This window comes from Psychrobacter sp. ANT_WB68, assembly GCF_008369115.1.
GTDB lineage: Bacteria > Pseudomonadota > Gammaproteobacteria > Pseudomonadales > Moraxellaceae > Psychrobacter.
In genome coordinates, this window is record NZ_VOAZ01000001.1 from 959660 (window position 1) to 986514 (window position 26855).

25 protein-coding genes are annotated in these 26855 nt (G+C 42.6%); 20 read left to right on the forward strand and 5 right to left on the reverse strand.

Translation table 11 applies throughout. The annotated features are described in order from the left end of the window. Positions 1 to 61: 61 nt before the first annotated feature. The gene (locus tag FQ084_RS03995) at positions 62 to 739 is read right to left on the reverse strand and encodes a DUF6231 family protein (protein WP_149489312.1); all 678 of its coding nucleotides are present in this window, start codon (positions 737 to 739) and stop codon (positions 62 to 64) included. A 388-nt stretch (positions 740 to 1127) separates the two neighbouring features. Here FQ084_RS03995 and pepN point away from each other — a divergent pair, with 388 nt between their 5' ends. After that, positions 1128 to 3734 (forward strand): aminopeptidase N, encoded by a 2607-nt coding sequence (gene pepN, locus FQ084_RS04000; RefSeq protein WP_262880668.1) that lies wholly within the window; start codon positions 1128 to 1130, stop codon positions 3732 to 3734. A 97-nt stretch (positions 3735 to 3831) separates the two neighbouring features. On the opposite strand, the gene FQ084_RS04005 is transcribed toward pepN, so the two are convergent. Continuing rightward, entirely contained in the window at positions 3832 to 4914 is a 1083-nt protein-coding gene (locus tag FQ084_RS04005; RefSeq protein ID WP_149489314.1) for a 3-deoxy-7-phosphoheptulonate synthase, read from the reverse strand. A gap of 435 nt (positions 4915 to 5349) precedes the next feature. On the opposite strand from FQ084_RS04005, the gene lpxB reads away from it, so the two are divergent. After that, positions 5350 to 6675 (forward strand): lipid-A-disaccharide synthase, encoded by a 1326-nt coding sequence (gene lpxB, locus FQ084_RS04010; protein ID WP_149489315.1) that lies wholly within the window; start codon positions 5350 to 5352, stop codon positions 6673 to 6675. Between the two features lie 102 nt (positions 6676 to 6777). Beyond that, a complete protein-coding gene (locus tag FQ084_RS04015) occupies positions 6778 to 7650 on the forward strand; it encodes a ribonuclease HII (RefSeq protein WP_149489316.1) in 873 nt (290 codons plus the stop codon). Between the two features lie 135 nt (positions 7651 to 7785). Here FQ084_RS04015 and FQ084_RS04020 read toward each other — a convergent pair whose 3' ends face one another. After that, complete coding sequence (locus FQ084_RS04020) at positions 7786 to 8451, reverse strand: DUF924 family protein (protein WP_149489317.1); 666 nt, start codon at positions 8449 to 8451, stop codon at positions 7786 to 7788. 176 nt (positions 8452 to 8627) lie between these two features. Between FQ084_RS04020 and FQ084_RS04025 the strand changes: the two genes are divergently transcribed. Together FQ084_RS04025 and FQ084_RS04030 are read left to right on the forward strand one after the other, a co-directional pair. After that, positions 8628 to 9860, forward strand: a complete 1233-nt coding sequence (locus FQ084_RS04025; protein WP_149489318.1) for a carboxynorspermidine decarboxylase — start codon at positions 8628 to 8630, stop codon at positions 9858 to 9860. Positions 9861 to 10131: 271 nt separating this feature from the next. Then, positions 10132 to 11406, forward strand: coding sequence for a saccharopine dehydrogenase family protein (locus tag FQ084_RS04030; protein WP_149489319.1), 1275 nt, complete (start codon positions 10132 to 10134; stop codon positions 11404 to 11406). Positions 11407 to 11568: 162 nt separating this feature from the next. On the opposite strand, the gene htpX is transcribed toward FQ084_RS04030, so the two are convergent. After that, positions 11569 to 12483: a protease HtpX gene (gene htpX / locus FQ084_RS04035; RefSeq protein WP_149489320.1), complete on the reverse strand. Its 915-nt coding sequence runs from the start codon at positions 12481 to 12483 to the stop codon at positions 11569 to 11571. 323 nt (positions 12484 to 12806) lie between these two features. Between htpX and FQ084_RS04040 the strand changes: the two genes are divergently transcribed. The 4 genes from FQ084_RS04040 to FQ084_RS04055 all read left to right on the forward strand — a co-directional run bounded on the left by FQ084_RS04040 (position 12807) and on the right by FQ084_RS04055 (position 14858). Then, positions 12807 to 13268 (forward strand): methyltransferase family protein, encoded by a 462-nt coding sequence (locus FQ084_RS04040; protein ID WP_149489321.1) that lies wholly within the window; start codon positions 12807 to 12809, stop codon positions 13266 to 13268. A gap of 61 nt (positions 13269 to 13329) precedes the next feature. After that, positions 13330 to 13659: a DHCW motif cupin fold protein gene (locus tag FQ084_RS04045; protein ID WP_149489322.1), complete on the forward strand. Its 330-nt coding sequence runs from the start codon at positions 13330 to 13332 to the stop codon at positions 13657 to 13659. Between the two features lie 48 nt (positions 13660 to 13707). Continuing rightward, on the forward strand, positions 13708 to 14529 hold the full coding sequence (locus tag FQ084_RS04050; RefSeq protein WP_149489323.1) for a PhzF family phenazine biosynthesis protein: 822 nt from the start codon (positions 13708 to 13710) through the stop codon (positions 14527 to 14529). After that, entirely contained in the window at positions 14526 to 14858 is a 333-nt protein-coding gene (locus tag FQ084_RS04055; RefSeq protein ID WP_149489324.1) for a YnfA family protein, read from the forward strand. The genes FQ084_RS04050 and FQ084_RS04055 overlap by 4 nt, the downstream gene beginning before the upstream one ends. Positions 14859 to 14947: 89 nt before the next feature. On the opposite strand, the gene FQ084_RS13370 is transcribed toward FQ084_RS04055, so the two are convergent. Next, positions 14948 to 15070, reverse strand: coding sequence for a hypothetical protein (locus FQ084_RS13370; RefSeq protein ID WP_020443648.1), 123 nt, complete (start codon positions 15068 to 15070; stop codon positions 14948 to 14950). A gap of 391 nt (positions 15071 to 15461) precedes the next feature. On the opposite strand from FQ084_RS13370, the gene FQ084_RS04060 reads away from it, so the two are divergent. The 11 genes from FQ084_RS04060 to radA all read left to right on the forward strand — a co-directional run bounded on the left by FQ084_RS04060 (position 15462) and on the right by radA (position 26713). Next, positions 15462 to 16064 (forward strand): 6-pyruvoyl trahydropterin synthase family protein, encoded by a 603-nt coding sequence (locus FQ084_RS04060; RefSeq protein WP_149489325.1) that lies wholly within the window; start codon positions 15462 to 15464, stop codon positions 16062 to 16064. Continuing rightward, a complete protein-coding gene (tsaE, locus tag FQ084_RS04065; RefSeq protein WP_149489326.1) occupies positions 16057 to 16587 on the forward strand; it encodes a tRNA (adenosine(37)-N6)-threonylcarbamoyltransferase complex ATPase subunit type 1 TsaE in 531 nt (176 codons plus the stop codon). The genes FQ084_RS04060 and tsaE overlap by 8 nt, the downstream gene beginning before the upstream one ends. Positions 16588 to 16671: 84 nt before the next feature. Beyond that, a complete protein-coding gene (gene mutL, locus FQ084_RS04070) occupies positions 16672 to 18504 on the forward strand; it encodes a DNA mismatch repair endonuclease MutL (RefSeq protein ID WP_262880647.1) in 1833 nt (610 codons plus the stop codon). Between the two features lie 103 nt (positions 18505 to 18607). Next, positions 18608 to 19798: a tRNA (adenosine(37)-N6)-dimethylallyltransferase MiaA gene (gene miaA / locus FQ084_RS04075; RefSeq protein WP_149489327.1), complete on the forward strand. Its 1191-nt coding sequence runs from the start codon at positions 18608 to 18610 to the stop codon at positions 19796 to 19798. A 458-nt stretch (positions 19799 to 20256) separates the two neighbouring features. Beyond that, positions 20257 to 20784 carry an RNA chaperone Hfq gene (gene hfq, locus FQ084_RS04080; RefSeq protein WP_149489328.1) on the forward strand — a complete coding sequence of 176 codons (528 nt, stop codon included), beginning with the start codon at positions 20257 to 20259 and terminating at the stop codon, positions 20782 to 20784. A gap of 365 nt (positions 20785 to 21149) precedes the next feature. Beyond that, positions 21150 to 22142, forward strand: a complete 993-nt coding sequence (locus FQ084_RS04085) for an SIS domain-containing protein (protein ID WP_149489329.1) — start codon at positions 21150 to 21152, stop codon at positions 22140 to 22142. A 54-nt stretch (positions 22143 to 22196) separates the two neighbouring features. After that, on the forward strand, positions 22197 to 22763 hold the full coding sequence (locus tag FQ084_RS04090; RefSeq protein WP_149489330.1) for a KdsC family phosphatase: 567 nt from the start codon (positions 22197 to 22199) through the stop codon (positions 22761 to 22763). Then, a complete protein-coding gene (gene lptC, locus FQ084_RS04095; RefSeq protein ID WP_149489331.1) occupies positions 22760 to 23344 on the forward strand; it encodes an LPS export ABC transporter periplasmic protein LptC in 585 nt (194 codons plus the stop codon). The genes FQ084_RS04090 and lptC overlap by 4 nt, the downstream gene beginning before the upstream one ends. Positions 23345 to 23560: 216 nt before the next feature. Then, complete coding sequence (lptA, locus tag FQ084_RS04100) at positions 23561 to 24049, forward strand: lipopolysaccharide transport periplasmic protein LptA (RefSeq protein ID WP_188032901.1); 489 nt, start codon at positions 23561 to 23563, stop codon at positions 24047 to 24049. 199 nt (positions 24050 to 24248) lie between these two features. Further along, positions 24249 to 24992 carry an LPS export ABC transporter ATP-binding protein gene (gene lptB, locus FQ084_RS04105; protein WP_262880669.1) on the forward strand — a complete coding sequence of 248 codons (744 nt, stop codon included), beginning with the start codon at positions 24249 to 24251 and terminating at the stop codon, positions 24990 to 24992. 284 nt (positions 24993 to 25276) lie between these two features. Further along, positions 25277 to 26713 carry a DNA repair protein RadA gene (gene radA, locus FQ084_RS04110; protein ID WP_149489334.1) on the forward strand — a complete coding sequence of 479 codons (1437 nt, stop codon included), beginning with the start codon at positions 25277 to 25279 and terminating at the stop codon, positions 26711 to 26713. The last annotated feature ends 142 nt before the right edge of the window (positions 26714 to 26855 follow it).

The window sequence follows — 26855 nt, forward strand, 5'->3', positions numbered from 1 at the left end:
ACTTTATGTAAGTAGTATTACTGTAAATAATTCGAGAATTTACCTATATTTATCAGATATTTTACCAACGGTGCTTACCCCAACTCTCAGGGTTTGCCCAATAGTCAGCATTGAGCCAGTTTGGCAATTGCTTATAATCGTATAAATTAAACTGCCAAAGTGTGGCGGATATGGGTGGTGATGTCATTAATAAAGAGGGTGTAGTTCGATGAGTAATATCCTCTTCTAAAGATGGTTCGCTCAAAATATCAAATGGCGTCAATCCGTAAGCGCGCAAGTCTATTGCCTCATCAAGTACAATAAGTAAATGGGCTGCATAGATGTCCCGATAGCGCATGAGTAGAGGGACATACTGTTGCAGTAATTCTGCTGATAAGGTTGGCAACCAAAAACAGGCCAACTTATAGCGTTCAGGCAGCGTTTGTTGGGTAAGCTCGGTTAAAGTTACTATAGGCAACGCTGCCATTTCATCATTGTTTCCATCATTATTGTCATTGCTACTATCGAAACTATCAGAGCAGCTGCTTTGTATAATAGCGGTACTATCTGCCAGTTGGGCTTGTAAGTTTAAGCGTTCCTTTTTATCTGGTACGACCCACAATATTCCACCCTGATGATTATCGACAGAGGTTAGTTGCTCGCTTACTTCGTCACGGGTAGGCATGGCTAATGAAGGTAGTAGTGCGTCAATATAAGCACTTAATAATGGTAAAGTAATGTTTGAGGCATAAGTCGTCATAAAGTAGGTCGTTTAATTGGTGGTTAGATTATCAATGAGTCTATTAAATCATGTTGATACGGATTATCCAATAATTAACTAGGTCCAATCATTAACTGCTGTGATTGACGAAAGCGCTAGTGGTTCATAAATAAAAATGCTAACTGTTAATGCCGGCCATGACCATTACGTTAGCATAAATGATAAGCACGTTTTTACTCATCATCGCACTTGAAATTTCATACTTTAGGTCAATGTAGCTTAGACTATTAATGTAGCCAAGAGTTATTATCTATTTAATTTATTATCCTTTTTTCTATAAATGCCGTTATAAATATAATCCTCATAAAAATCAATAGGAATTCATATGTCCACCACTGAAACCGCTGCTCAAATTATCAATCCTGACATGCCAGATGTGCCACCATATGCCCCAAGCAAAATTTATTTAAAAGATTATAGAGCGCCAAGCTTTGATGTCGAAACCGTTGATTTGGATATTAAGCTATTTGATGACCATGCCATTGTAGATAGCACCTTGATGATGCAGCGTCAGGCCGATGGCGACTTGGTACTGTATGGCGAAGCGCTTGAGCTGATATCTATTAAGCTTAATGATGAGCCGCTTGCTAGTGATCGTTATACACAAGCTGAGGGCAAATTAACCATTACCGATGCTCCAGAAAATACAAGATTACAGCTACAAGTACGCATCCATCCGCATACCAATACGGCGCTCGAAGGCTTATATATCGCTGGTAGTGGTGATGATACGATGTTTGTCAGCCAGTGTGAGCCAGAGGGCTTTCGCAAGATTACATTTTATCCAGACCGTCCTGATGTGCTGGCGATATTTACCACACGCTTGGAAGCCGATAAGCGTTTTCCAACGCTATTGAGTAATGGTAATTTGCTCGAAGCGGGTGAAGTTGTGGATGCGCCTGAGCGTCATTATGCTATTTGGCAAGACCCAACCAATAAGCCAAGCTATCTGTTTGCTTGCGTCATCGCTGGTTTGGATGTATTGACTGACAGCTATACGACCAGTGAAGGGCGTGAGGTGATGCTTGAGCTATATGCTAAGTCTGAAGATATCGATAAATGTGCTGTCGGTATGCAAGCTTTGAAAGACTCGATGCAATGGGATGAGGTCAATTATGGCCGCGCTTATGATTTAGACCGTTATATGATTGTGGCCGTTAGTCAGTTTAATATGGGCGCGATGGAAAATAAGGGTCTGAATATTTTCAATACCGCTTGTGTCTTATCTAGCCCTGAGACAACCACAGATTCTCGTAGCTTTAGTGTCAAATCCATCATTGCCCATGAGTATTTTCATAACTGGACGGGTAATCGCATCACGTGCCGCGATTGGTTTCAGCTGTGTTTAAAAGAAGGCTTTACGGTTTATCGTGACCAATCGTTCTCAGCCGACCAGCAATCCAGTGCCGTCCAGCGTATCGATGATGTAGCGACCTTGCGTGCTCATCAGTTTGCTGAGGACGCAGGACCACTGGCGCACCCTGTACGCCCTGAGAGCTTCGTGGAGATTAATAACTTTTATACCACGACTGTTTATGAAAAGGGCGCTGAAATCGTCCGTATGATTGCCAATACCTTGGGGCCAGATAACTTCCGTAAAGGTACGGATGAGTATTTCCGTCGTTATGATGGCCAAGCGGTCACGGTTGAAGACTTTTTGTCAGCGCTTAGTATTACCGATAGCAAGATTGAAGACTTTATCGATTGGTATAGCCAACCCGGTACACCAGTGGTGTCTGGTCATCAGGATTATGATAGCGCTACGCAAACGTTAACGATTACTTTGAGTCAGCAAACCCGCCATGTCAGTGGCTTTGATGCGCCAAAACCACTGCCGATTCCAGTAGCGACAGCGTTATTTGATAAAGATTCTGGCGCTATCGTCACTGAGCGTATGCTGCTGCTCGATCAATCAAGCCAAACCTTTACCTTCGAGAATGTAGCGAGTGAGCCCGTGGTATCTTTGCTACGTGATTTTAGTGCGCCAGTACAGCTCAATTATGATTATCAAGATGAAGATTTGGCATTTTTACTAAAATATGAGGACAATGGTTTTAATCGCTGGCAAGTGACACAAATGCTGGTCAATCGTATTTTACTCCAAGGACACGGCGCGAAAAGCTGTCCGGACGTGTATTTGCAAGCAGTAGCGCAAACTTTACCTGAATTGGCTGCTACTGATGCGATGTTGGCGGTGCGTTTGCTGGATATTCCGTCAGCGCCAGAGTTGGCATCTGCCATTCATAAAGATTACGATCCAGAGTTGGTGAAAGCGCAGCGCGAAAGCTTATATCAGCAGCTGGCAGAGGCACTAAAAGATCAATGGTCTGAGCTTTATACACAGCTACCTATGCAGGCTTATGAAGATAGTGCTGCTGCTCGTGGTACGCGTGCCTTACGTAATGTGGTGTTAGATATGGCACTGACCGCCAATATTGCCGATGCAGCTGAATGGGCGCAGCAGCAATATGATAATGCCAGCTGTATGACAGAGCGCTTTGGCGCCTTAAAGGTAATGGTCAATCATCAACTGGCAAACGCTGATGAGTATTTGACGGACTTTTATAATCGCTTCCAAAATGATGATTTGGTCATAGATTTATGGTTCAGTGTGCAAGCATCTGCTGATATGGTCACGCCTGATACTATTAAATCCTTGCTTGCTCATAAAGACTTTGATTGGAATACACCCAATCGCGTACGCTCGGTCATCAGTGCCTTTACCTCGCAGCCAACGGTCTTATGGACAGCGGAAGGCTTAGATATTTATATTGCTGTGATTAAAAAGCTGGATGATGCCAATCCGGTGTTAGCATCGCGCCTATTACAAGTGCTGGCACGTTGGAATACACTAGCTGAACCACGTCGTCAAATGGCGTATGAGCAGTTGATTGAACTGCAAAAGCAGGCGACTTCTAAGCACGTAATTGAAAGCTTAAGCAGTGTTTTAGGTACGGAAAATGAGAGTGCGTAAGAGCAGTAATTTATAAGTAAAAAAGCCCGTCTGACAATATCTGTCAAACGGGCTTTTTATTGAGTGGTCAATAAGGATTCATTATGACCAATCGTTATTAACGATTCGGCAATACGTCTTTAACCATATCACGTAGATTGCGCATGGCAGTGACGGTACTATCCCAATCTAAGCAACCATCGGTGATAGATTTACCATATTCAAGCTGGCTCAAATCAGCGGTCAGCTTTTGATTGCCGCCTTTTAGATGGCTCTCTATCATCAGACCGATGATAGATTTATTACCGTTTTTAATCTGCTCGGCAACGTTTTGGATGACCATTGGTTGCAGATATGGGTCTTTACCCGAGTTGGCATGACTTGAGTCAATCATAATCTTACTATTGGTTTTGCCTTTTGCTAGCTCGTTTTCAACTTGCGCAACAGCCGTTTCATCATAGTTAGGCTTGCCATCACCACCGCGTAGTACTACGTGTGCATAAGGGTTGCCTTTTGATTTGATGATAGAAACTTTACCATCTGCTGATAAGCCGAGGAAGCTATGACCTTCTTTTACTGCTTGCATGGCATTCACAGCAACCGTCATACCACCATCGGTACCGTTTTTGAAACCAACTGGGCACGATAAGCCCGAGCTCATTTCACGATGAGTTTGGCTTTCAGTCGTACGCGCGCCAATCGCTGACCAGCTAATCAAATCCTGCATGTACTGCGGCGTATTCGGGTCTAACGCTTCAGTCGCACACGGCAGACCTTTTTCATTCAAATCAAGCAGTAGCTTACGGGCAGTACGCAGACCTTTTTCGATATCAAAGCTGTCGTTCATGTCAGGGTCGTTAATCATGCCTTTCCAGCCAACCGTGGTACGCGGCTTTTCAAAATAGACGCGCATCACAACAAAGATGCTGTCTTCAATCTCTTTGGCCAATACGGCTAAGCGATCGGCATATTCGTGGGCGGCTTTAATGTCATGAATAGAGCAAGGGCCAATAACCACAAATAGGCGCTTGTCTTTACCATCTAAGATATTTTGGATGGTATTGCGACCGTTTAGAACCGTGTTATAGGCGTCTTTCGACAAAGGTAGCTCAGACTTTAGCTCAGCGGGAGTGATTAAAGGAATGAATTTTTCAATATTCACGTCGTCAATATCTGCATTATGGGTAACTGGTGTTGTCATGATTATATATCGTCTAGCTGATTTATAGGGAGTTTCATTATGCGGACAAAAGCGCCGGTTGACAAGGGCAGTCGCGCAGTTAATTGACTGCTAACTGGAATGCTGAGGCTAAAACTTCGTTATCATTGCCAAGTCTGAGCGATGTGCTAAGCCTAATATGCGTTAAAGTGAGCGCTGATTTTGTCTGTGCAAATATTGGCTAATTTGGCTATTTGTAGCGCCGTCACGTATGATGAACTTGTAAACAGCCAAATGTAAGACTTATATTTAAAGCTTATAAATTGAGCTTAAGTCTTATAAATGCTACTAAGATAGCTTTTGATGGGCATCTTATAAGCGATTTCATATACTATATTTTATAATATCTATATTGTATTCTTTGTACTATTTTAACTGTGCTACTTTAGCGGCACTAACTTATATTGAGAGCTTGTCATGACAGATTCTGCTATGCCTCACCAACCTTCTGATTTGACGTCAGCGCTTGACGCCTATAATGCTTATGATGAAAGGCCTGACGTAACGGCTGCGCCATTGGTAATAGGTATCGTCGCTGGTGAAGTGTCAGGGGATAGTTTGGGTGCAGACTTTATGCAGCAAATGAATAACCTACGTGATGATATCATTTGGGTCGGTGTAGGCGGCGCAAAAATGCAAGCGCAAGGGCTGCGAAGTATTTTCCCGTTATCACGTTTGGCGGTGATGGGTTTGGTGGAAGTTATGGCGCAATTGCCCGATTTGCTTAAAGCTCGGCGTGAGTTATTAAGTGCCTTTAAAGCCGCTGATATTGATTGGTTTATCGGTATCGATGCCCCTGATTTCAATTTAAGAGTGGCTAAAAAATTAAAGCCGCAAGGGGTGTTCTGCGTACAATATGTCAGTCCCTCTATTTGGGCATGGCGTGAGTCGCGTATTCATAATATTAAAGCGGCAACCAATTTAGTCTTGTGTCTATTTCCGTTTGAGCTGCCAGTTTATGAGCGTCATAATCATCCAGCGATTTGTGTCGGTCATCCGCTATTACGCACTATTGATCAGACGTTGCTAGAGACACCCGTCAATCAGCGCCGTAGTGAATTGGTCTGGCATAATGACGGCTTACAGCAGTTTTTCATTGACCGCTTTGATCATGTCAGTCAGCTTATCTGTGTCATGCCAGGCTCCAGACGTGGTGAAATTACCGCCATCTTGCCATTGATGCTCGATGGCATTCAAAAGCTGATTTTATTGGACCCCAAGCTTTGCTTTATCATTCCAACGGTCGATCAAAATCATCAATATATTGTACAAGATGTCATTGATAAGCGCTCAGAGCAACTGCGAGCAGCGATTGTGGTGGTCTATGATGAAAGCCAGCCTGCGTTTAGTCAGCATGCGATGGCTGCATCAGACATGGTGATGCTAGCATCGGGTACAGCAACCCTGGAAGCCATGCTGCTTGAGCGTCCAATGGTGGTGATTTACCAGTTAAATCAGCTGACTTATCAGATTGCCAAGCGTTTGGTCAAAGTTCCTTATGTCGGCTTACCCAATATTTTGGCAGATAGCGCGATTGTGCCAGAGCTTATCCAGGAGCAGGCGAGTGGCGATAATATCTGTCGTACCGTGATGCGTCTGTTGCAGCCACGCGCGTATGCCGAGCAATTAAAAGCGCTCATTGATACCAAGCATTTATTACAACAACAGAGCAATCATGACCCTGCTAATAGCGTGATTGAGCAGTGGTTCTTACAAGACATTCATCAATCCCAAGCTCACTAAACCTAAGTAAACTAAACCCAAATTCACTAAGCATCAGTAAAGTAGCTCCAATATTGTTTGAACAACACTTCAATCTATTAATAAATAAGACATTACAATTTTATGAGTAACCCATCCTGCAGCGAAAATCCTTTTACGCCAATCAACCTTCTTATTGAGCAAGTAGATATTAAAGGACAGTATATTCAACTGACGGCACCGATACAGTTATCTGGTCAGTTAAATATTGCTGAACTATTGGCGCAATATCTGATAAATGAAGGGAGCGAAAAAGCACCTATACAAATTGGTGTGGATGAAGCAGGGCGTGGACCTCTGTTGGGAAGCGTCAATGTGGCGGCTGCGATACTACCTGCAACTTGGTCAGGGCTGATTGAGGCGCATCCACTCAGAGGCACGCCGTTATCTATATTGACGGATTCTAAGCAGCTGAGTGAAAAAAAACGCGACTTTCTTTATCCATTAGTACAGCAGCATGCAGTCGGGCACATCGTCGCTGATATACCCGCAGCGGTCATCGATCAAGTAAATATCCTGCAAGCAACGATGCTAGGTATGCGTTTATGCTCAGAGGTTTTAGTCAAGATGGTTGCCAAGCACCTTAATATGGTGCATGAAAAGCAGTTTGAGGTGTTGATTGATGGCAATCGCTGTCCAGATTTAGATTATGCAATCCTTGCTAAACTTGGTGTAAAAGAATCAGTAATTGACTGTCAAGCTTGGGTGAAAGGTGATGCACGTCATACCAGTATTGCCGCAGCCAGTATCTTAGCAAAAGTAAGCCGTGACAAAACCATGTATGCACTTGATGCTGAGCATCCTGAATTTGGCATTGCCAAGCATAAAGGCTATCCGACTCGCGCTCACATGGAGGCTATCGTAAAATATGGAGTATTAACCGCGCATAGACGTAGTTTTGCACCCGTTAGAAAAGCGCTCGAAAACGTAGCACATACCGAAAAGGACAAGAGGTAGGTTGTTAAAATTTTAGTAGAATAGCCTAAGTAAAAATTTGCTATCATTTAAATATAAAAACCACCTATTTATTTTAAATAGGTGGTTTTTATTTCATCGTTCAATAGTAAGAATGTCTTAAAGCTGAAGAAATACTTAAAAAGACGAGTTCGGCTGCTCCAAGAAAGCTTCTTCTTCGTCAGTGGATTCACGATCTAAGATGTCATTACGATGTGGGTAACGGCCAAATTTTTCAATAATGTCCTTATGGCGATGCTCGAATTCTAACGTGTTGGCATCATTTAATTGTTCAAACAGAGGTAGGTAGCGTTTATGAATCATCGCTGATTCAGAATGCATAAAAGGCATGATAATAAATTTACGCCACTGCGTCGGTAGTTTATCAAAATGCGGCTGCCCAATAGCTTCTTGTGCCAATGCTACGGCCATGCTGTCTTGCGCAAAGGCATCCGCTTGACCACGACATAAATTACGTGAAAATTGATCTAAGACAATAATTTCTGCCAATCTTCCTGCCAAAGAAGTGAGAGAGCTGTTGCTATCGGCTGGCGCATTTGCGATTCGCCAAGTCACGCATTCCCCTTGTTTTGCTGCTTGCCAAATCTTGCCAAATTTAACATCTATCTGTTTATCAAAGTCCTCATTTTTTTCAAACCAATATGGCTCATTGTCTTCATTGAACCAAAAATCCAATACGGCACGTGCATCCGAATCGAGATGGTCTAAATTTATACTTTTTGGATCGAGGGGCGATGAATTGACATGGCTTTTTGAGGTGGAATAATCGGTTGAGAGTGACATAAGCTATTCTAATTATGATGAATTTAGTCTACTATAGCGCACTTATTTGGCCCTGTCATTTGGCCTTGTCACAATGTGTGATAACGTGTCATAACTGTATCAAAGTACGCCATTAAGCTATCGTTAGCATTAAGCTATTATCGCCGTATATTGTTAAAGCTATTAGGTTATCTCTTATGAAATCAACACAAGCTATCTCTCCTGTCGCCCTGAAAACACCTTATTACTTGCTTGATGAAGCGGCGATTGTCGCAAATATGCAGATTATCGCTCGTCTATGTGAATTGTCGGGCGCCAAGGCCTTACTCGCCCTCAAATGTTTTGCGACTTGGGGTGTATTTGATGTCATGGAACCCTATTTGCATGGTACAACCTCGTCTTCATTAAATGAAGTGCGTCTAGGTTATGAAACCTTTGGCAATAATAATGCTAACAACGAAGATAAAAAAGAAACCCATGCATACAGCGTTGCTTATAGCGTCGATGAAATCGACGAAGTATTAAGCTATGCGGATAAAATTATCTTTAACTCTATCTCACAGTTGTATGCTTTTAAAGATAAGGCTGCTGCTCAGAATATTCCAGTAGGGCTACGTTTAAATCCCAAGACCAGCAATTCATCTTTTATTATTGCTGATCCTGCGCGTCCTTTTAGCCGCCTTGGAGAGCATGATAAAGATAAGATTGCCGCGGTATTAAATGACATTAGCGGGGTAATGATTCATAACAACTGTGAAAACGATAGTTTTGAGGCGTTTAGCGCAAGCTTGGCGGATATCGAGAACAGATTCGGTGATATTTTAGCGCAACTTGAGTGGGTAAGTTTGGGCGGTGGTATTCACTTTATTGCGCCTGATTATCCGTTAGAAAAACTTGCTGAGAGATTAAAAGGCTTTAGCGAAAAATATGGTGTACAAGTCTATCTTGAGCCGGGTGAGGCGAGCATTCATGGCGCTGGGTCATTGGTGACGACGGTATTAGATACCATGCACAATGAAAAAAACCTAGCTGTAGTAGATTCATCAATTGAAGCGCATATGCTGGATTTGCTAATTTACCGTGAGTCAGCGCCGATAGTAGCTGTTAATAGTGATTTAATTAATATTGCCTCTCTTGATATCGACCCTACTAATATCGCACCCATCAGCGAGAACGCTAAATCAGCTGATAATACGATTATCTATGGTCGTTCTTGTTTGGCAGGCGATATCTTTGGTGAATATATCTTGCCAAATAATCTAAAAATAGGTGACACCGTGACCTTTGGCAATGCTGCAGGATATACCATGGTGAAGAAAAACTGGTTTAACGGCGTTAATATGCCAGCGATTGTTATCCGTCGTTTAGATGGCAGTATCGATATCCAGCGCGAGTTCGATTATCAAGATTACAAAGAAAGCTTGTCATAACACTATTATGCTCGGGATTATTAAATGACACTGCCAAACAACTATCTAGAAATGAGGATTGTTCTCGAATTTTCTAAGTTATGTTGTAATTTTTGCCGAAAAGTAAGTAAAGATTGTTATAATTGCCATTGGCAAATGCAGTAAGGTTTGTCTAACGGGTGCGTGGGTTTTCCTCGGTCTTCCTTTTTAATTCACGCATATCATTCACTCGTTTCTGTTTTGCATAGCCAATATCAATGGTATCGACAGGGGCACAAAGGAGGATTGTTCTTTGAACACAAACCAACAAGCTAAACCAAGCAAAAAAGATGTACTTATCATTGGTGCAGGCGGTGTCGCCCAAGTGGTCGCGCATAAATGTGCGATGCATAACGACGTACTTGGCGAGATTCATATTGCCTCCCGTACTCAAGATAAATGCGATGCCATTGCCCAAAGCGTAATAGAAAAAAATAGCTTTAAGCAGCCTGCGGTATTACATACGCATCAAGTTGATGCGTTGGATACCCAAGCGCTGATACAGCTGATCCAAGACACGGGTATTCAGATCGTGATCAATGTCGGTTCGGCATTTGTGAATATGACCGTATTAGAAGCCTGTATTGAGACTGGTGTGGCATATATCGATACTGCTATTCATGAAGATCCTCGCAAGATTTGTGAAACGCCGCCATGGTATGACAATTATGAATGGAAGCGTAAACAGCGCTGTGCGGACAATAATGTCACGGCAATTTTGGGTGCAGGATTTGATCCCGGTATGGTCAACGCCTATGCGCGTCTTGGCTATGACATGATGGATGCAGGCTCGGTGACTGATGTCGATATTATTGATATCAATGCGGGCAGCCACGGTAAATACTTCGCTACCAACTTTGATCCTGAGATTAACTTCCGTGAATTCACCGGTACTGTCTACTCTTGGCAGGACAGCAAGTGGCAATCGAACAAGATGTTTGAAGTGAAGCGTACTGACGATCTACCTGTTGTTGGCGTGCAAAATAGCTATTTAAGTGGTCATGACGAGATTCATTCCTTATCAGCCAATTTAGATGTGCCTAATATTCGTTTTTGGATGGGTTTTGGTGAGCATTATATTAATGTCTTCACTGTGCTAAAAAACCTAGGTCTATTGTCCGAGCAGCCGGTGATGACTGCTGAAGGACAAGAAGTGATTCCGCTAAAAGTGGTGAAAGCGGTACTACCAGATCCAAGCTCGCTTGCGCCAGATTATACGGGTAAGACCTGCATCGGTGATAAGGTTAAAGGAAAAATCGACGGCGTTGATAGCGAGGTATTTATCTACAATATCTCAGATCATAAAGATGCTTATAACGAAGTTGGTAGCCAAGGTATCTCTTATACCGCAGGCGTGCCACCTGTTGCCGCTGCGATACTGGTCGCGACTGGTGAGTGGGATGCTGGCAAGATGGTTAACGTTGAAGAGCTTGATGCCAAACCGTTTATCAATCTATTGAATAAAATTGGTTTGCCAACGCGTATCAAAGATAGCGAAGGCGATAGAGCGCTTGAGTTTGATATTTAATCAGTAAGTTTATGCAATAAAAAAGCTCATCTTTTATAGATGGGCTTTTTTATTTTTGGGTTTTTACATTAATTTTACGAGGAGTTAGTGGGGCTAATCCATAGATAGTCGATTCAATCTAAAAATTACGCCTGTAGCAGTTCATGAAAGCTAATCAATACATTACGCATCACTAGGATTATAATTTCTCAACGCCGCAATACGGTCATCAAGCGTCGGATGTGAGCGGAAAAAGTTAGCTATACTAAAGCCTGTAGACTGTCCTGATGAAATAGCAAAAGCTTTCATGCTCTCTGGCATTTGGTCTGGACGCTGCTCAGAAGGACGCAAGGCATCAAGCGCACTAATCATCTTGTCTTTGCTGGCAAGCTTGGCACCCATCTCATCGGCACGGAATTCACGTAGGCGAGAGAACCACATAACGATGGCAGACGCCAAAAATCCAAGCAAAATATCCATCACCATACTCGTTACAAAGTAACCAACACCTGGGCCATCGCTGGTATTCTTAAAAACAGTCCGATCAACGAAGCTACCAATAATACGCGCAAAGAACATCACAAAAGCGTTTACCACACCTTGAATGAGCGCCAGTGTGACCATGTCGCCATTTGCTACATGACCAATCTCATGAGCAAGCACCGCTTCCACTTCATCGGGTGTCATACTTTGCAGTAAGCCAGATGACACGCCAACCAACGCTTTGTTTTTATTCCAGCCCGTTGCAAATGCGTTTGGCTGAGAGTTATTAAAAATTCCCACTTCTGGCATTCCAATATTCACCGCTCGCGCCTGTTTGGCGACCGTATCTACAAGCCATTTTTCGGTGGCATTGCTTGGCGCTTCAATAACCACCGTTCCCGTTGATCTTTTGGCCATCCACTTCGAGATGAATAGTGATACCATCGAACCAACCATGCCGTATATACCGCACATAATGGCAAGACTGGTGTAATTTAACCCACCTACCGTGTGTACGCCACCAACCCCAAAAAATCTGGATAAAATACCAAACACGATGCTAAATACCACAATCACCGCTAAGTTGGTTAATAAGAACAATCCAATACGCATCATGACACTAGTTTCCTAATTTAAAGACAACATCAAGGCATAATCCTCTATGAGGTATTATATTTTTATATATGTTTTAGTTTTATATAAATGGCGTTATTTTGATAAATAACAATCCCAGTTAACAGTCTAAATACAGTGGCATAATTAGAAAGTAAAGAATAATAAATAAATGATAAAGCCATCTAAAAATTAAACATAATAGCTTTGTGACTGTTTAAGTAGTGAAGAGATAAAAGTAGAAAAATTAAAACAAAAACAGTTAGCAGGTATAATCGATAGTGAACAGTTCAGATTTATTATTTAACCATCCATAAGGTCTAATTATGAATTCTCTAGAGCTAAAAATACCCCCTGTCGCCCAAGTCATTATTACCGCCGCTGCTATGTATGGTGTATCTAAAATTGCTCCTGCTCTGAAGTTTTCGCTCGGCGGCTCAACTGCGCTGGGCATTGGCTTAGGTATTGTAGGATTGAGCAGTGGTATCATGGGCGTGACACAATTTAAAAAAGCGCAGACCACACCCAACCCGCAAGCACTTGAGAAAGTATCCAGCTTGGTGACCGGCGGTATTTACAAATATACTCGCAATCCTATGTATGTGGGATTGGTGCTTATTTTATTAGGTTGGGCGTTCTATTTGTCTCACTTTCTTGCGTTTGTGTTGTTACCTATTTTCATACTTTATATGACACGTTTTCAAATCCAGCCAGAAGAGAGGATGCTGGCACGAAAGTTCAGCAAGCATTATCACGCATACCTAAAAAAGGTGCGCCGTTGGATTTGAGGTATAGTAAGTAAAGATGTTTATGATAGATTGATTAACGATAAAATCAGGGAGATGATTTATGGAAATGAAGAATATACCTTTTGGGATTACCGATTGGGCCACAGTAGAAGCAGTGGAAGTCAAAGGTGAAACTGGCACAGGGTATTGGAAGACTCGTGAATTTAACACTATCAATGTACATATGGTTGAGTATTCTGCAGGCTATCTTGCCGATCACTGGTGCGATAAAGGGCATATTTTATTCTGTGTTGAAGGCGAGCTGAACACAGAGTTAAAGGATGGTCGTACTTTTACCTTAACAGCGGGCATGACTTATCAAGTAGCGGACCATACGATTGCGCATCGTTCGTCAACGAAGATAGGGGCTAAGCTATTTATTGTTGATTGATATTGCCCATAAAACCATAAAAAATAAAAATAGAAACGAGAATATAACATGCAACTAGAAATCAATGTCGTCGATGCCTTCACTGACATCATTTTTAAAGGCAATTCAGCAGCAGTTATTATTACGGAAAATTGGTTGTCTGATGACTTGATGCAATCTATCGCTTTTGAAAACAATTTATCTGAGACGGCCTTTATTGTTCTTGATGATGACGGCATTTATCATATCCGCTGGTTTTCACCATTCACTGAGATTGCGTTTTGCGGGCATGCGACTTTGGCCTCTGCCTTTGTCTTATTTAAGAAAAACCCTAATGTAGAATTTATCAAATTTTCTGCTGAAGCCGTTGGGATTTTAACCATCGTGCAAACAGAGGCTGGCAAGATACAAATGGATTTTCCCAATACTAAGCCTGAGAGAGTCGATGACATCCCTAGCAGTTTGCTAGCAGGGTTGTCTATCGTACCAGTCGAGGTCTATAAAAATACCCAAGCGTATTTTGTAATCTATGATTCGGAGTCTGATGTATTGACGGTTGAGCGTGATAACGAACAGCTTAAACAGCTTGCGCCATTAAATGTGGTAGTGACTTGTCAGGCTAAATCTGCTGATTATAAAAAATACGATTTTATTTCACGTTATTTTTGGCCAGCCAATGGGGGCGATGAAGATCCAGTAACTGGTTCAGTTCATACGGGGCTCGCACCATTGTGGGCTGAGCGTCTAGGTAAAAATAACTTGGTCGCTTATCAAGCATCACGTCGCGGCGGGGTTTTAGACTGTACGGTCGCCGGTGACAGAGTCATTATTTCTGGTCATGCCGTGCAGTATATGACAGGATTTATCACCGTTGAGGAGCCGTTGGTTTGACTGAATTAAAAACCGTTGGTCTGTTTGCGCTCACCGCATTGGCAGAGATTGCGGGTTGCTATCTGCCTTATTTATGGCTGCGAGAAGGTAAGTCGATTTGGCTGCTTGTTCCTGGCGCCTTAAGTTTGCTTGCTTTCGTTTGGTTATTGTCTTTACATCCTACCGCAGCCGGTCGGGTTTATGCCGCTTATGGCGGTGTCTATATATCGATGGCAATTCTATGGTTATGGACGGTGAATGGTATCAGGCCAACCACGTGGGATATATTGGGTTCGGCTGTTGCACTGTTAGGGATGGCGATTATTATGTTTGCGCCACGTAGTACTTAGCATAAAGGCAGTGCCTAGCATAAAAAATGCCAATCTAACCGTGAGGCTTGATTGGCATTTTTTCAATTAGTTTATTGATGTACTTAATATTAATGTTTACCCAAGATACTGCCATTGTCATCTTTTTTGGATTGTTTCGCCGCTTTCTTCTCTTTTGCCGTTAATAGCGGTTTCTTTTTAACGTTCTTTTTACTGTCTTGACCTTTACTCATGGTATTTTCCTCTTGAGATAAGCCGTAATGCCTTTGAAGCCAGAATAAACAGACTCAAAGGTTAGGTTAATACTGATGACGCAAATTGTGCGTACTGCAATGAGTATAGGCTTAAGGGGTCGCAATAGATAGCGCAAGCACAATTCACCTACGATTCGATGCAAGCATACCTTTTTTTAATGCTGCCTTTCAAAACGGTATTTGATAAATAGGTTTCATAAGTAGAAGTTGGCTGCCGTGGATTCATTTAGTCAATATTGCTATTAATAAGTGCTTACTTACGGATACATCACGATTTGCTATAATGAGCCACAAGCCGATAAATAGTAGCGGCAAACTTTTATAATATTCATATTTAGCACTAAGATGCTTACTGTTTGGGTTGATTATTATGCGTATCCGTAAACTTTTTAAATTTGAAAATGCGCATATCGTGCGTAATTGTAGCTCTGAGCGCTGCAAACATTCCATCCATGGTCATAGCTATCAGATCGAATTGATCCTTGAAGCTAAGCGCTTAGATCATGGGCAGATGGTTTATGATTTTGGCTTATTAAAATCCTCTATCAAAGACATTATCGATAGCTTTGATCATGCGATTTGCTTTTGGAACAAAGACGACCCTGAATATATTGCTGCCTGTAAAAAATTCAGTGCACGATGGATAAGTTTGCCAGTATCGCCATCAGCAGAGCAGTTCTCTCGTGTCATATTCTTTTGGGCGCAAGAGATTTTGCAGCAAACGCAAATGCAAAACGGTGAGGCAGACGTTAGTGTTTACTCGGTGATTGCACATGAAACTGCAACGGGATATGCTCAGTGTTTTGCAGATGATGTGGCCAACGAGCAAATGGGTATACTTAATTTAGATGAATTTGAGTTTAGCGAGCAAGTTTGTGCTGAGTGGCACGATCCTGAACTATATGCCAAATTGATTCGTGGCGAGAGCTTCATTAATCCTTCAGTGACGATGCAGGTACAGACTGATGTCTAATAATGACCCCATAAAACCAGACTCACACTCGAAAAGACTCACATTGCATACAGAGGCGGACACTAAGCGGTTAGCTGAGCAACTAGCGACTTTATCATTATCAGGTAGTGTCTGGCTGGCGGGTGATTTGGGTGCCGGTAAAACCACCTTGACTCGCTATTGGTTGCAAGCATTGGGTCATAGTGGTGCAGTGAAAAGTCCAACTTATACCTTGGTCGAACCTTATAGCATCGAGCAAAATGATGGGTCAACAAATCCGGTTTATCATGCTGATTTATATCGTCTGCAAGATCCAGAAGAGCTGTCTTTTATCGGATTTGATGAGTATCTGGATGAGCCAAACGCGTTGGTTATCATCGAATGGGCTAGCCGCGCAGACACCTACTTACCGCCACCTGCTATGTTTATCGATATGACGCAAGACAAGAGCAGTGACAAAAATGCCGAGGCTCGTCAAGTTGAGCTGCGACTATCCAAGGCAGGACAAGCGCAAGGCTTAGATTTATCTTCTCTTAAGATTTAGTTTACACCCAATACCTGTACTCGATGTCAGTTATAAACATCCGCCCGCATCACTTATCAACACGCAAAACAACGATACCTCTTAATGCCACAAATGCCCGACAATCATTCTAATACTCGTATCAAAAAATTATCACCACTGCTTATCAATCAATTGGCAGCAGGTGAGGTGGTGACGCGTCCATCAGCAGTGGTTAAAGAGCTACTGGAAAATGCGCTTGATGCTGGTGCTACCGATATTGAGATACATATTACTCAAGGCGGTATGGGTATGATTGAAGTGGTGGACAATGGTATGGGCATCCATCCCGATGATATGGTCATGGCGATTACCCGCCATGCGACCAGCAAAGTCGCGGATGTGGCTAATTTGCACGGTATTACGACGTTAGGCTTTCGCGGTGAGGCGTTGGCAGCGACAGCAGCTGTTTCGCGTTTGACCTTAACCAGCAGTCATGATGACACTGGTATAGGCCGTCAGTTGCAAGTTGCTGGTATACTGGATGGTGTACCAAAGTTGATACCGGTTGTGCATCATCGTGGTACGACCATTACCGTTAAGGATTTATATTTTAATGTACCAGCACGTCGTGGCAACTTGAAATCTATTGCGACGGAGTTTGGTCATATTGAAACGATTGTCCGCGAAGTGGCTTTGGCGCGAGCAGATGTGGCGCTGACGCTCTTTCATGATAATAAAAAGCGGCTAACACTGTCTTCAAGTTCCATACATTCAAATAATGGATCTGCAAATAATAGTTCTGTAGACGCTAATGAAAGTCGCCATGCTCATATTAATCGTCTGCCGTTATCACGTCTTGAACAAGCAACTGGGTCATCATTAGCAGATAAGGCGTTAGAGATAGCAATAGATCTCACCAGTCTAGTTCACCAACCTAGAGCGTATGCTAGTAATAGCTTTAACGATCAGGCAGGCATTAATGGTTGGTTATGGCCCATCACTGATTCTCAGAATGCGTTACCAAAGTTAATCTATGTAAATGGCAGGCTAGTAAAAGAGGCGTTAATTAGCAATCAGCTACGCCAACTCGCTCAAAGCGCTCATTTGGCAGGCATTGGTTATGCACTTTATTTTGATTTGCCTACCCAGTGGCTCAATATCAATGTACACCCCTCTAAACAGCGCATTAAAATCAGCTCACTTAACAACATCATGGCGCACTTGAGTCATGCAATTCAGTCAAAGCTTAAAAACATCTCTGCAAAAGAGAGAATGGCTAAAAACGCTACACCACTTATAGAAAATAATAATGCCATAAACGCCAATTCTATTATTAATACGCCTATAAACGAGCAAGCATTAAATACAGATTTGGCGGGAAAACCTTATGAAAGTACTATGTTGCTGCAAAACAGAAAGCCAGATAGACAGGTACGCGAAGCTAAGCAGTCTTATCAATTATCAGAAAGTACGTCTGACACTCAATCCTTAACAAACACCGCTCATATTCCAAATGACAGATTAATACAAGTTGCACCTTTACCATATTGTTTGGATATTATTTGTTTAGATGCTATTAAACACTTAGATGGTTTAGCGCTCGATTCTGCTGTGATGAAAAGCATAGGTGATAATATACTACCTTGGTTACTGTTCTATAGTGAAAGTAAGTTTTCGGTTATTAGCGCCGAGGTTTGGCAGTCGCAGCTGAATCTATTGTTTGATTCAGAGTCGGTTAGGCAAAATGGCGCTCAAAAAGCTGCTGCTCAGAAAAATGGTTTGCCTGTCCATGCTAGTGATGTTAACGAACAACTTGCGGCTTTAAGCATTCAAATGTCTGCACAAGATGTTTTGGCATTTAAGACAGATCTTGAAGGCTTACTCACTAAGCATGCTATCAAATCTATTAACAGCAGTCGATTGGCTGTATTGATGCTGTCGTCTGGACCTGAGTAAGCACATCAGTAACGATATAAGAAAATATAATAAGCACACGTAACAATCTAAATAGCTAAACTCCGTTTTTGCTAATGACAACATAATTGATAAAGGCAACCCTATGCGACTTTCGTCTGATAGCTCATCTTATAGCCTAAATCCCAAGTTAGCGGATAATAGCGTCGTATGTCTGATGGCACCGACAGCGAGTGGAAAAACTGCTCTGGCTTATGAGTTATACGATACGGGACGTTATGAGTTAATCTCGGTTGATTCGGCGCTGATATATCGCGATATGAATATCGGTACAGCGAAGCCAACAGCTACTGAGCTGGCACGCTATCCGCACCATTTAGTCGATATCATTGACCCCATGCAGAGCTATAGCGTTGCTGAATTTGTGAATGATGTTGCCCGTTTGATTGATAGCTGTCACGAGAATGGAAAAATACCCTTGCTGGTAGGTGGCACCATGATGTATTACATGGCGCTACTTGACGGACTATCTCCAGTACCGGATAGTGATGATGGTGTTCGCGCGCGCGTTGAGCAGTGGCGGCAAGAGGAAGGTATTAGTTCACTTTATGACTATTTGGGTAAAATTGATCCGATAAGTCACCAGCGTCTTAATGCGACTGATACTCAGCGTATTACTCGAGCACTTGAAGTCTATCTACAAACCAATATACCTATAAGTGACTGGCAAAAAAAGCCAAAAAAGGCGTTGGCTCATAGCCCTAACCAGCAGTGGCATGCATTGGCGGTGATGCCCGATCGCTCATGGTTGCATAAGCGTATCGAGCAACGTTTGGACATCATGTGGAATGAAGGTCTAGTGAATGAAGTGATAGGATTGCTTGAGCAGTATCCCCTAACGCCGAACTTGCCATCTATGCGCTGTGTTGGTTATCGGCAAGTATTGGAATACCTGGTCCATATCAACCATTCGATATTCGAACAGCCGCATTTGGATAAAGCGCAGTTTTATGAGGCTTTTGGTGAAATAGATACTTCGATAAATGAAAAAGAAAAGCCACAGAGAATAGCCGAGTTACCCATCCAATCGTCCGAGCACGCTACACAGACTCAGGCGCTTGCTTGTCAGCAAATGCAAAATAAGGCATTATATGCGACAAGGCAGCTAGCAAAGCGTCAGTACACGTGGCTGCGCAAGGTTATGCAGTTATCCGATACTTTAGCAACCCCATCAACGATAAGGCCCTCATCTATTGATGTGAATAATCCTGCTTCTGATAAGATGATACTACACTCATTCACCACGATGGAGCAGGTACGAGATTATTTATACTAATTTTCTCTAATAGCGCCCATATAAAGGTCTTATAGAAGTTATTAATAAAGACAAGCTAAATGGTTTGTTTTTGAAGGGTATTAGAAATACAAGGCGGTAATAAAGAGTTAGAAGAAAATAGTAAAGTAGTCACAATTAATTTCAATATACAAAACAGATAACTGTTATAATTTAAACCATAGTAAACTAGTGTGAATTATATTGATAAAATTGCTTTTTTATTGACTGTTTAGTTAACGTTTGTTGATATATTTGCTTTTGAAACAAGTAGTTACTTAGTTGTTTACACTAACAACGTATTCACAATAAAGCGGAGTCATTTAACAAGAATGAGCGCTTATTCAGATACGTTTCATAAATAAAACTTATTATTGTATCTGCCCTTAGCCATTATAATTAAAGCAACACTTAAAATAATTGGCATTAAAAATAATTATATAATATTTAGGAGAGACTTCATGTCAAAAGGACAAACTTTACAAGATCCGTTCTTGAATTCGCTGCGCAAAGATCGTATCCCGGTTTCTATTTTTTTGGTCAATGGTATTAAACTGCAAGGTCAAATCGAATCATTTGACCAATATGTGGTGTTGCTGAAAAATACTGTTAGCCAAATGGTATATAAACATGCTATTTCAACAGTAGTTCCAGCCCGTAACCCTAGAAGTAGCACAGCGACAGGTACCACTACACAGACGCCAACCGCCGCACCTGTTGGCTATCAAGGCAGTGGTTTTGAGCGCGGTAGTAACCCTGTTAGTACCGGTGGTTTTGAAGAGCGTGGCTTTGCCAATCGCAGTGGTTTTAATCGGGGTGGCTTTAGCCAAGGTCAAGATCGTGGTTTTGAGCGTGGTGGCTTTGGTCAGAGTCAAGAGCGCGGTTTTGAGCGTGGTGGCTTCGGTCAGGACCGTGGTTTTGAAGCGCCGTTGGATAATACGGGTTTCGAAAATAAGCCGAATGATGACTCTGATGACAGTAATCATTAAAGTCTAGGCGTAAAGCGCTATGATTTAAATATGATTCTTAAAACACTATAGTTGGAATACTGTGCTTGAAATACGATGCTTAAATCTAAGAACAATGCTTAACCCTATCATATAGCCTTGCTCATTTGATAAATCATTTATTAAAATGCCCTATATCTGATTAAGACCTACTATTATAGTGGGTTTTTTTTGTATGAATAGACGTATAATCTATCTGGCAATGATGAAGTTAGTGCTAAAATTATGGCTGTCATCGTGCGCTATATTATTAATATCGAGCATAGTATAGTAAAATGTTTTATTGATTCATTTAAAATATTACATCAATAAACCTCAAGTCACTGAATATAGAATAGAGCTGCTGTATGAGTAATCCCCAATGCAATCTGACCCACGAACAATTCATTAGTACTGCTATCGAAGCGATTAATACTGAGATAGCCGCGCTCGCATTATTGACTGAGCAAATCGATGATAGATTTGCCCAAGCCTGCGACATTATTTTGGCCTGTCAAGGACGCGTAGTAGTGACGGGTATGGGTAAGTCAGGATTGATTGGGCGCAAAATAGCGGCGACTTTTGCTTCTACGGGCACGCCAGCGTTTTTTATGCATCCTGGTGAAGCAGGGCATGGCGATTTAGGGATGTTGGTAAAGGGTGATGTATTACTTGCCATCTCAAACTCGGGCGAGTCGGATGAGATTAGAATGCTACTGCCAGTAGTCAAACGCTTAAATATCCCGCTGATTAGTATCAGCCGAGACAAGCGCGGTATGCTACCACGAGCGGCTGACATCGTCTTAACGCTGGGCAAATCACAGGAAGCTTGTCCGCTCAATTTGGCACCAACTTCCAGTACCACGGCGACTTTGGCATTAGGCGATGCGTTGGCAGTGGCTTTGGTACATGCCCGTAACTTTACTTCAGAAGATTTTGCTTTATCGCATCCCGCCGGAGCCCTAGGACGGCAACTGCTGACGCGGGTTGAGGATTTGATGCATACCAATTCTGGAGATTTGCCACTTATCAACCAACAGGCGCCATTGCAAGAAGCTTTATTTACCATGTCTGCGGGGCGTTTGGGTATGACAGTGGTGACTGACGACGAACAAAAAGTGGTTGGTGTATTTACTGATGGTGATTTGCGCAGAGGCTTAGAAAAAGGCATTGATTTGCAGACGCCTATGGGTGAGCTGATGGTAAGCAATCCACGCCGCGTTAGTAAAAGCATGCGGGCTTCAGATGCGCTGAGTGTGATGAATGAAAATGGGATTAGCCAGCTGCTGATTATCGATGATGCAGAGCGCTTGGAAGCCGTCATTACGGTGCATGATTTATTACAAGCCGGTGTGAAGTAAGTACTATACTAATAAGTAGTATATTAAAAAACAGCCTTTAATAAGAGAGCACTGATGCAAGACTTAATAAAAAAAGCCGGACAAGTAAAGCTATTGGTCATGGATGTTGATGGTATTTTGTCAAATGGTCAAATTATCTATGATGCCAATGGCATTGAGACCAAAGCCTTTTCAGTACAAGATGGCGTAGGCGTTAAGTCGTTGGCACGTTATGGTATTTTAACTGCTATTATCACCGGTCGTAGCAGTCCTATGGTAGATAAGCGTGCTTCTGAGATGGGTGTGAATTATATCGTACAAGGTCGGGATGACAAGCTGATTGCTTTACAGGAGCTCTTAACCACCCTTGATCCCGCGCTCAATATCACCGCTGCCGATTGTGCTTATATGGGTGATGATTTACCCGATATCAAAGCGATGCAAACCGTTGGCTTTGCTGCGACTGTTCCTAATGCACATGCAGAAGTCATAAAACGTAGTCATATGGTGACCACGCGCGCAGGCGGTACCGGCGCTGTACGTGAAATATGTGATCTGATTTTAAAAGGTCATGGACACTATAAAGACTTTATTGCGCACTATACGCTTGATGAAGCAAAGCCTGGGGATAACTTGTCGTGAATACTCGTGTTTTAATCGTTCTTGCGTTGATTATTGCTGTGATTGCTGGCTGGTTTTTTAAGCAGCAAGGAGAGATTGCGCCACCTGTTAATATTGAAGCGACGGATGTTGACTACGAAGCCACAGATATTAAGGCCGTGCAGACTAACGAGAAAGGTGAGACTGAGTATGAATTGAGTGCTGAATCACTAACGCACAATCCTGTGACCGATAAAGATGAGATGAAAGGCATTACCATGAATTGGGAGCCTTCAGACGAGCAGCGTTATCGTATTGAAGCGGGTAATGCTGCAATCAGTCAACAGACGGGTGAAATGAGTTTATCAGGCGGTTTCTCGCTAGTCAGCGAAGGTAAGGCGGGCGAGTCTGATGTTGAACCTATTAAAGTCACAGGTACTACATTAAAAGGCAATACCAAGTCTGGTAAAGTCTATAGTGATGAAGCGGTCAAAGTCGAACAAGGTATGAATCGCTTTGAAGCATCGAGTATGACTGCCAATCTCGAAACAGGCGAATATGAATTTGGTAAAGTCGCTGTTGCCTTTATGCCAGCAAAGCGTCAAGACAAAGCCTTGTTTTAACATTAACCTAAGCTTGAATATTGTTTTAATCGCCTGACTGCTTTAACCAGCCTATTGATATTACATTCTTATTAGCAGCAGCACCTAGCAGGAAGTTTGCAAACTCTACTACCCATAATGAAACGAGTAACTTTTATGAAATTCACTTTTTTGCCTACTTTACGCTTGCTATCGACGCGCTCTATCCAAGTATCAAACGGACTACGTACGTTGGCGATGGTTATGCTGTTAGCCTTGCCATTATATAGCCATGCCTTACCATCAGATGCCAATCAAGAAATTAAGCTGTTGGCCGATAAAGCCACTTATAGTGAACGTACAGGAATTACCAGCTATTCAGGTAGTGTGGTGATTACTCAAGGTACGTTTAAGATGACTGCTGATAATATTACGGTCAATTTATCGCAGGGGCGTAGTATCAACTCGGCCGTAGCAACTGGTCGTCCAGCAACGATGCAACAAGTGGTGACGCAAGAAAAAGGCTTAGCAAAAGGTCAGGCGAACAAAATCGACTACAATGCCGTCACAGGCATTGTTACGCTCACTGGTAATGCAAAGCTGGTGCAGAATGGCGCAAGTTTTGCCGGTAATGTCATTCGTTACAGCCTAAAAGCGGGTGATGTAGAAGCAACTGCTGGTGGTAATCAGCGTGTGGAGCTGGTTTTTCCGCCCAATAATGGTACCAATCAAAGCAGCATACGCTAAGTGACTTAACCAAATAACCTATTAACTAATGGGTTAATTGGCTAATAACGCTGAATGAATAGAAATCGTTAAACCTCTCAGCCATTCCTATTAGCGCTTGAGTGTTGCAACTTTAACAGTAAGTGATGAGTAAGTTATGAGTGATATTAAAAGTAATGTTCTTAATAATAATGAGCTTAATAATGACTCTGTCGCGTCAATGAACAACTCTGACTCTGTCGCCCGTTTAACGATGCAAAATTTAGGGAAGCGCTATGGTAAACGCTGGGTTGTGAAAGATGTGTCATTTTCTGTTGAACAAGGACAAGTCGTTGGGTTGCTAGGTCCAAACGGTGCTGGCAAAACCACCAGTTTTTATATGGTGGTAGGTCTGGTCAACATGGACAAGGGCCGTGTTACTTTAGGGAAGATGGATTTATCAAAATATGCCATGCATGAGCGTGCGCGCGCCGGCATTGGCTATTTGCCGCAAGAAGCGTCTATCTTTCGTAAGTTATCGATTGAAGACAATATTCTAGCCATCTTGCAAACTCGTAAAGAATTGAGCGCCAGTGAACAACGCCAAGAGCTTGAAAAACTGATAGGCGAGTTTCATTTAGAACATGTGCGCAAATCTCTGGGCATGAGTGTTTCAGGCGGTGAGCGCCGTCGCTGTGAGATTGCCCGCGCTTTGGCCGCCGATCCTAAATTTATCCTACTGGATGAACCTTTTGCGGGTGTCGATCCTATCTCTGTTGGGGATATTAAAGATGTTATTTTAACCCTGAAAAATCGTGGTATTGGCGTCTTAATCACTGACCATAATGTTCGTGATACTTTAGCGATTTGTGAAAAAGCGTACATTGTCTCAGAAGGTGCTATCATTGCTGAAGGTACATCGTCTGAAGTACTGGAGAATGAATTGGTAAAATCTGTCTACCTTGGTAAAGATTTCCAAGTATAAAGCCATATTCATATTGATGCTTAGCCGATATCCTTCTTTTTAAGTCCTTATCTGTATTTTTAGCCGACTATTTTGTCATTGGGCAGGACTCTATAGGTGTCCAACTAATATTTGGCTATTCCTTCTTTGTAATCACAGTTTTTGTAAGCACATTCCTCTATAAAGTACGGCCTGATTCTACAGGCTGGTATATCATTTCTTACTCTTATATTAAAACTTTTACAAAGCCTCACGAAACTCTATTTATTATTCTCGATTGACCAGCTGAATAAGGTTTATAGGTTATGGCAAAAAATAAAAGCAGTTATGTTTGTCAACATTGCGGTGCGCATTTCGGTAAGTGGGCAGGGCAATGTACAGATTGCGGCGAATGGAACAGTTTAGTTGAAGCGCCAAATGTCAGTATGCCACACCATAACAAAAATATGGCAAAACCTAATCCCAGTCGCGCCGTTTCTGGTAGTGCGGGGGCGCCCGCTGGAAACTACTCCGGTACACATAGTGCGGTCATGCCGCTCAATGCGGTGAGCGTAGGTTTAGATACCCGTTTACCAACAGGTATCAGTGAGTTTGATCGGGTATTGGGCGGCGGTTTGGTTGCCGGTTCTGTTGTATTGATAGGCGGTGACCCGGGTATTGGTAAATCGACGATTCTATTGCAAACAGCAACTAATATGGCAAAAGCTGATTCATTGGCAGGTAGTGCGCTGTATGTGACTGGTGAGGAGTCGTTGGCACAGGTGGCTATGCGTGCAAAACGCTTAGATTTACCGGCTGATAGACTTCGTGTGCTCGCTGAAACCAATGTAGAGACTATTTGCGCTGCCTTGACGCAAGAGCAGCCAGCTATTGCTATTATTGACTCGATTCAAACCATTTATACCGATGCGATCAATTCTGCACCGGGCGGTGTCAGTCAGATTCGAGAGTCGGCAGCTATTTTGACCCGCTATGCGAAGCAAACCGGTACGGCGTTGTTCTTAGTGGGGCATGTAACCAAAGAAGGCACGCTTGCTGGGCCACGTGTGCTTGAGCATATGGTCGATACGGTTTTATACTTTGAAGGTCAGTCTGACTCGCGTTTTCGCATGATACGCGCCGTCAAAAACCGTTTCGGCGCGGTGAACGAGTTAGGTATTTTTGGCATGACTGATATGGGGCTTAAAGAGGTTGCCAATCCTTCAGCGATATTTTTGAGCCGTTATGACAAACCTGTGGCTGGCTCTGTGGTGATGGTAAGCCGCGAAGGTACTAGACCGCTACTGGTCGAAGTACAGGCCTTGGTTGATGATTCACAAGGCTCACCGAGACGTATGGCGTTGGGATTAGATTTTCAACGACTATCAATGCTGCTGGCGGTCATGCATCGCCATGGCGGTATCCATACTAGCGGACAAGACGTTTACGTCAACGTTGTTGGCGGCGTTAAGGTCATAGAAACAGGATCTGATTTGGCAGTACTCTTGGCTTGTGCTTCTAGTATCAAAGAAAAGCCTTTACCGTCATCACTGGCCGTTTTTGGTGAAGTTGGTTTGTCTGGGGAGATCCGCCCTGTTCCCAATGGTCAAGAACGCTTAAAAGAAGCGATGAAGCATGGTTTTAAACACGCCATTATCCCTAAAGCCAATGCGCCTGTTAAAGATGCACCGCAGTTTAAAGGCATCAATGTGATTGCAGTAGAACGCTTAGACGATGCGATTGAAAGAGCATTCGAGTTATAATTATCTACAAACAAACTATCTAACACTCCTTACTGAACGTTAAACAATAAAAAAGCGCCTAACGTTGAATGAGTTAGGCGCTTTTTATTTATATCTACAATACGACTCTAAGGAATTGTCGTCTTTATCATACGAAACCGTT

Excerpts from the sequence above, each read along its gene's own strand:
- FQ084_RS03995 (WP_149489312.1), bottom strand. The coding sequence starts at position 739 with ATGACGACTTATGCCTCAAACATTACTTTACCATTATTAAGTGCTTAT.
- pepN (WP_262880668.1), top strand. The coding sequence starts at position 1,128 with ATGCCAGATGTGCCACCATATGCCCCAAGCAAAATTTATTTAAAAGAT.
- FQ084_RS04005 (WP_149489314.1), bottom strand. The coding sequence starts at position 4,914 with ATGACAACACCAGTTACCCATAATGCAGATATTGACGACGTGAATATT.
- lpxB (WP_149489315.1), top strand. The coding sequence starts at position 5,350 with ATGACAGATTCTGCTATGCCTCACCAACCTTCTGATTTGACGTCAGCG.
- FQ084_RS04015 (WP_149489316.1), top strand. The coding sequence starts at position 6,778 with ATGAGTAACCCATCCTGCAGCGAAAATCCTTTTACGCCAATCAACCTT.
- FQ084_RS04020 (WP_149489317.1), bottom strand. The coding sequence starts at position 8,451 with ATGTCACTCTCAACCGATTATTCCACCTCAAAAAGCCATGTCAATTCA.
- FQ084_RS04025 (WP_149489318.1), top strand. The coding sequence starts at position 8,628 with ATGAAATCAACACAAGCTATCTCTCCTGTCGCCCTGAAAACACCTTAT.
- htpX (WP_149489320.1), bottom strand. The coding sequence starts at position 12,483 with ATGATGCGTATTGGATTGTTCTTATTAACCAACTTAGCGGTGATTGTG.
- FQ084_RS04040 (WP_149489321.1), top strand. The coding sequence starts at position 12,807 with ATGAATTCTCTAGAGCTAAAAATACCCCCTGTCGCCCAAGTCATTATT.
- FQ084_RS04045 (WP_149489322.1), top strand. The coding sequence starts at position 13,330 with ATGGAAATGAAGAATATACCTTTTGGGATTACCGATTGGGCCACAGTA.
- FQ084_RS04050 (WP_149489323.1), top strand. The coding sequence starts at position 13,708 with ATGCAACTAGAAATCAATGTCGTCGATGCCTTCACTGACATCATTTTT.
- FQ084_RS13370 (WP_020443648.1), bottom strand. The coding sequence starts at position 15,070 with ATGAGTAAAGGTCAAGACAGTAAAAAGAACGTTAAAAAGAAACCGCTA.
- FQ084_RS04060 (WP_149489325.1), top strand. The coding sequence starts at position 15,462 with ATGCGTATCCGTAAACTTTTTAAATTTGAAAATGCGCATATCGTGCGT.
- tsaE (WP_149489326.1), top strand. The coding sequence starts at position 16,057 with ATGTCTAATAATGACCCCATAAAACCAGACTCACACTCGAAAAGACTC.
- mutL (WP_262880647.1), top strand. The coding sequence starts at position 16,672 with ATGCCACAAATGCCCGACAATCATTCTAATACTCGTATCAAAAAATTA.
- miaA (WP_149489327.1), top strand. The coding sequence starts at position 18,608 with ATGCGACTTTCGTCTGATAGCTCATCTTATAGCCTAAATCCCAAGTTA.
- hfq (WP_149489328.1), top strand. The coding sequence starts at position 20,257 with ATGTCAAAAGGACAAACTTTACAAGATCCGTTCTTGAATTCGCTGCGC.
- FQ084_RS04085 (WP_149489329.1), top strand. The coding sequence starts at position 21,150 with ATGAGTAATCCCCAATGCAATCTGACCCACGAACAATTCATTAGTACT.
- FQ084_RS04090 (WP_149489330.1), top strand. The coding sequence starts at position 22,197 with ATGCAAGACTTAATAAAAAAAGCCGGACAAGTAAAGCTATTGGTCATG.
- lptA (WP_188032901.1), top strand. The coding sequence starts at position 23,561 with ATGGTTATGCTGTTAGCCTTGCCATTATATAGCCATGCCTTACCATCA.
- lptB (WP_262880669.1), top strand. The coding sequence starts at position 24,249 with ATGAACAACTCTGACTCTGTCGCCCGTTTAACGATGCAAAATTTAGGG.
- radA (WP_149489334.1), top strand. The coding sequence starts at position 25,277 with ATGGCAAAAAATAAAAGCAGTTATGTTTGTCAACATTGCGGTGCGCAT.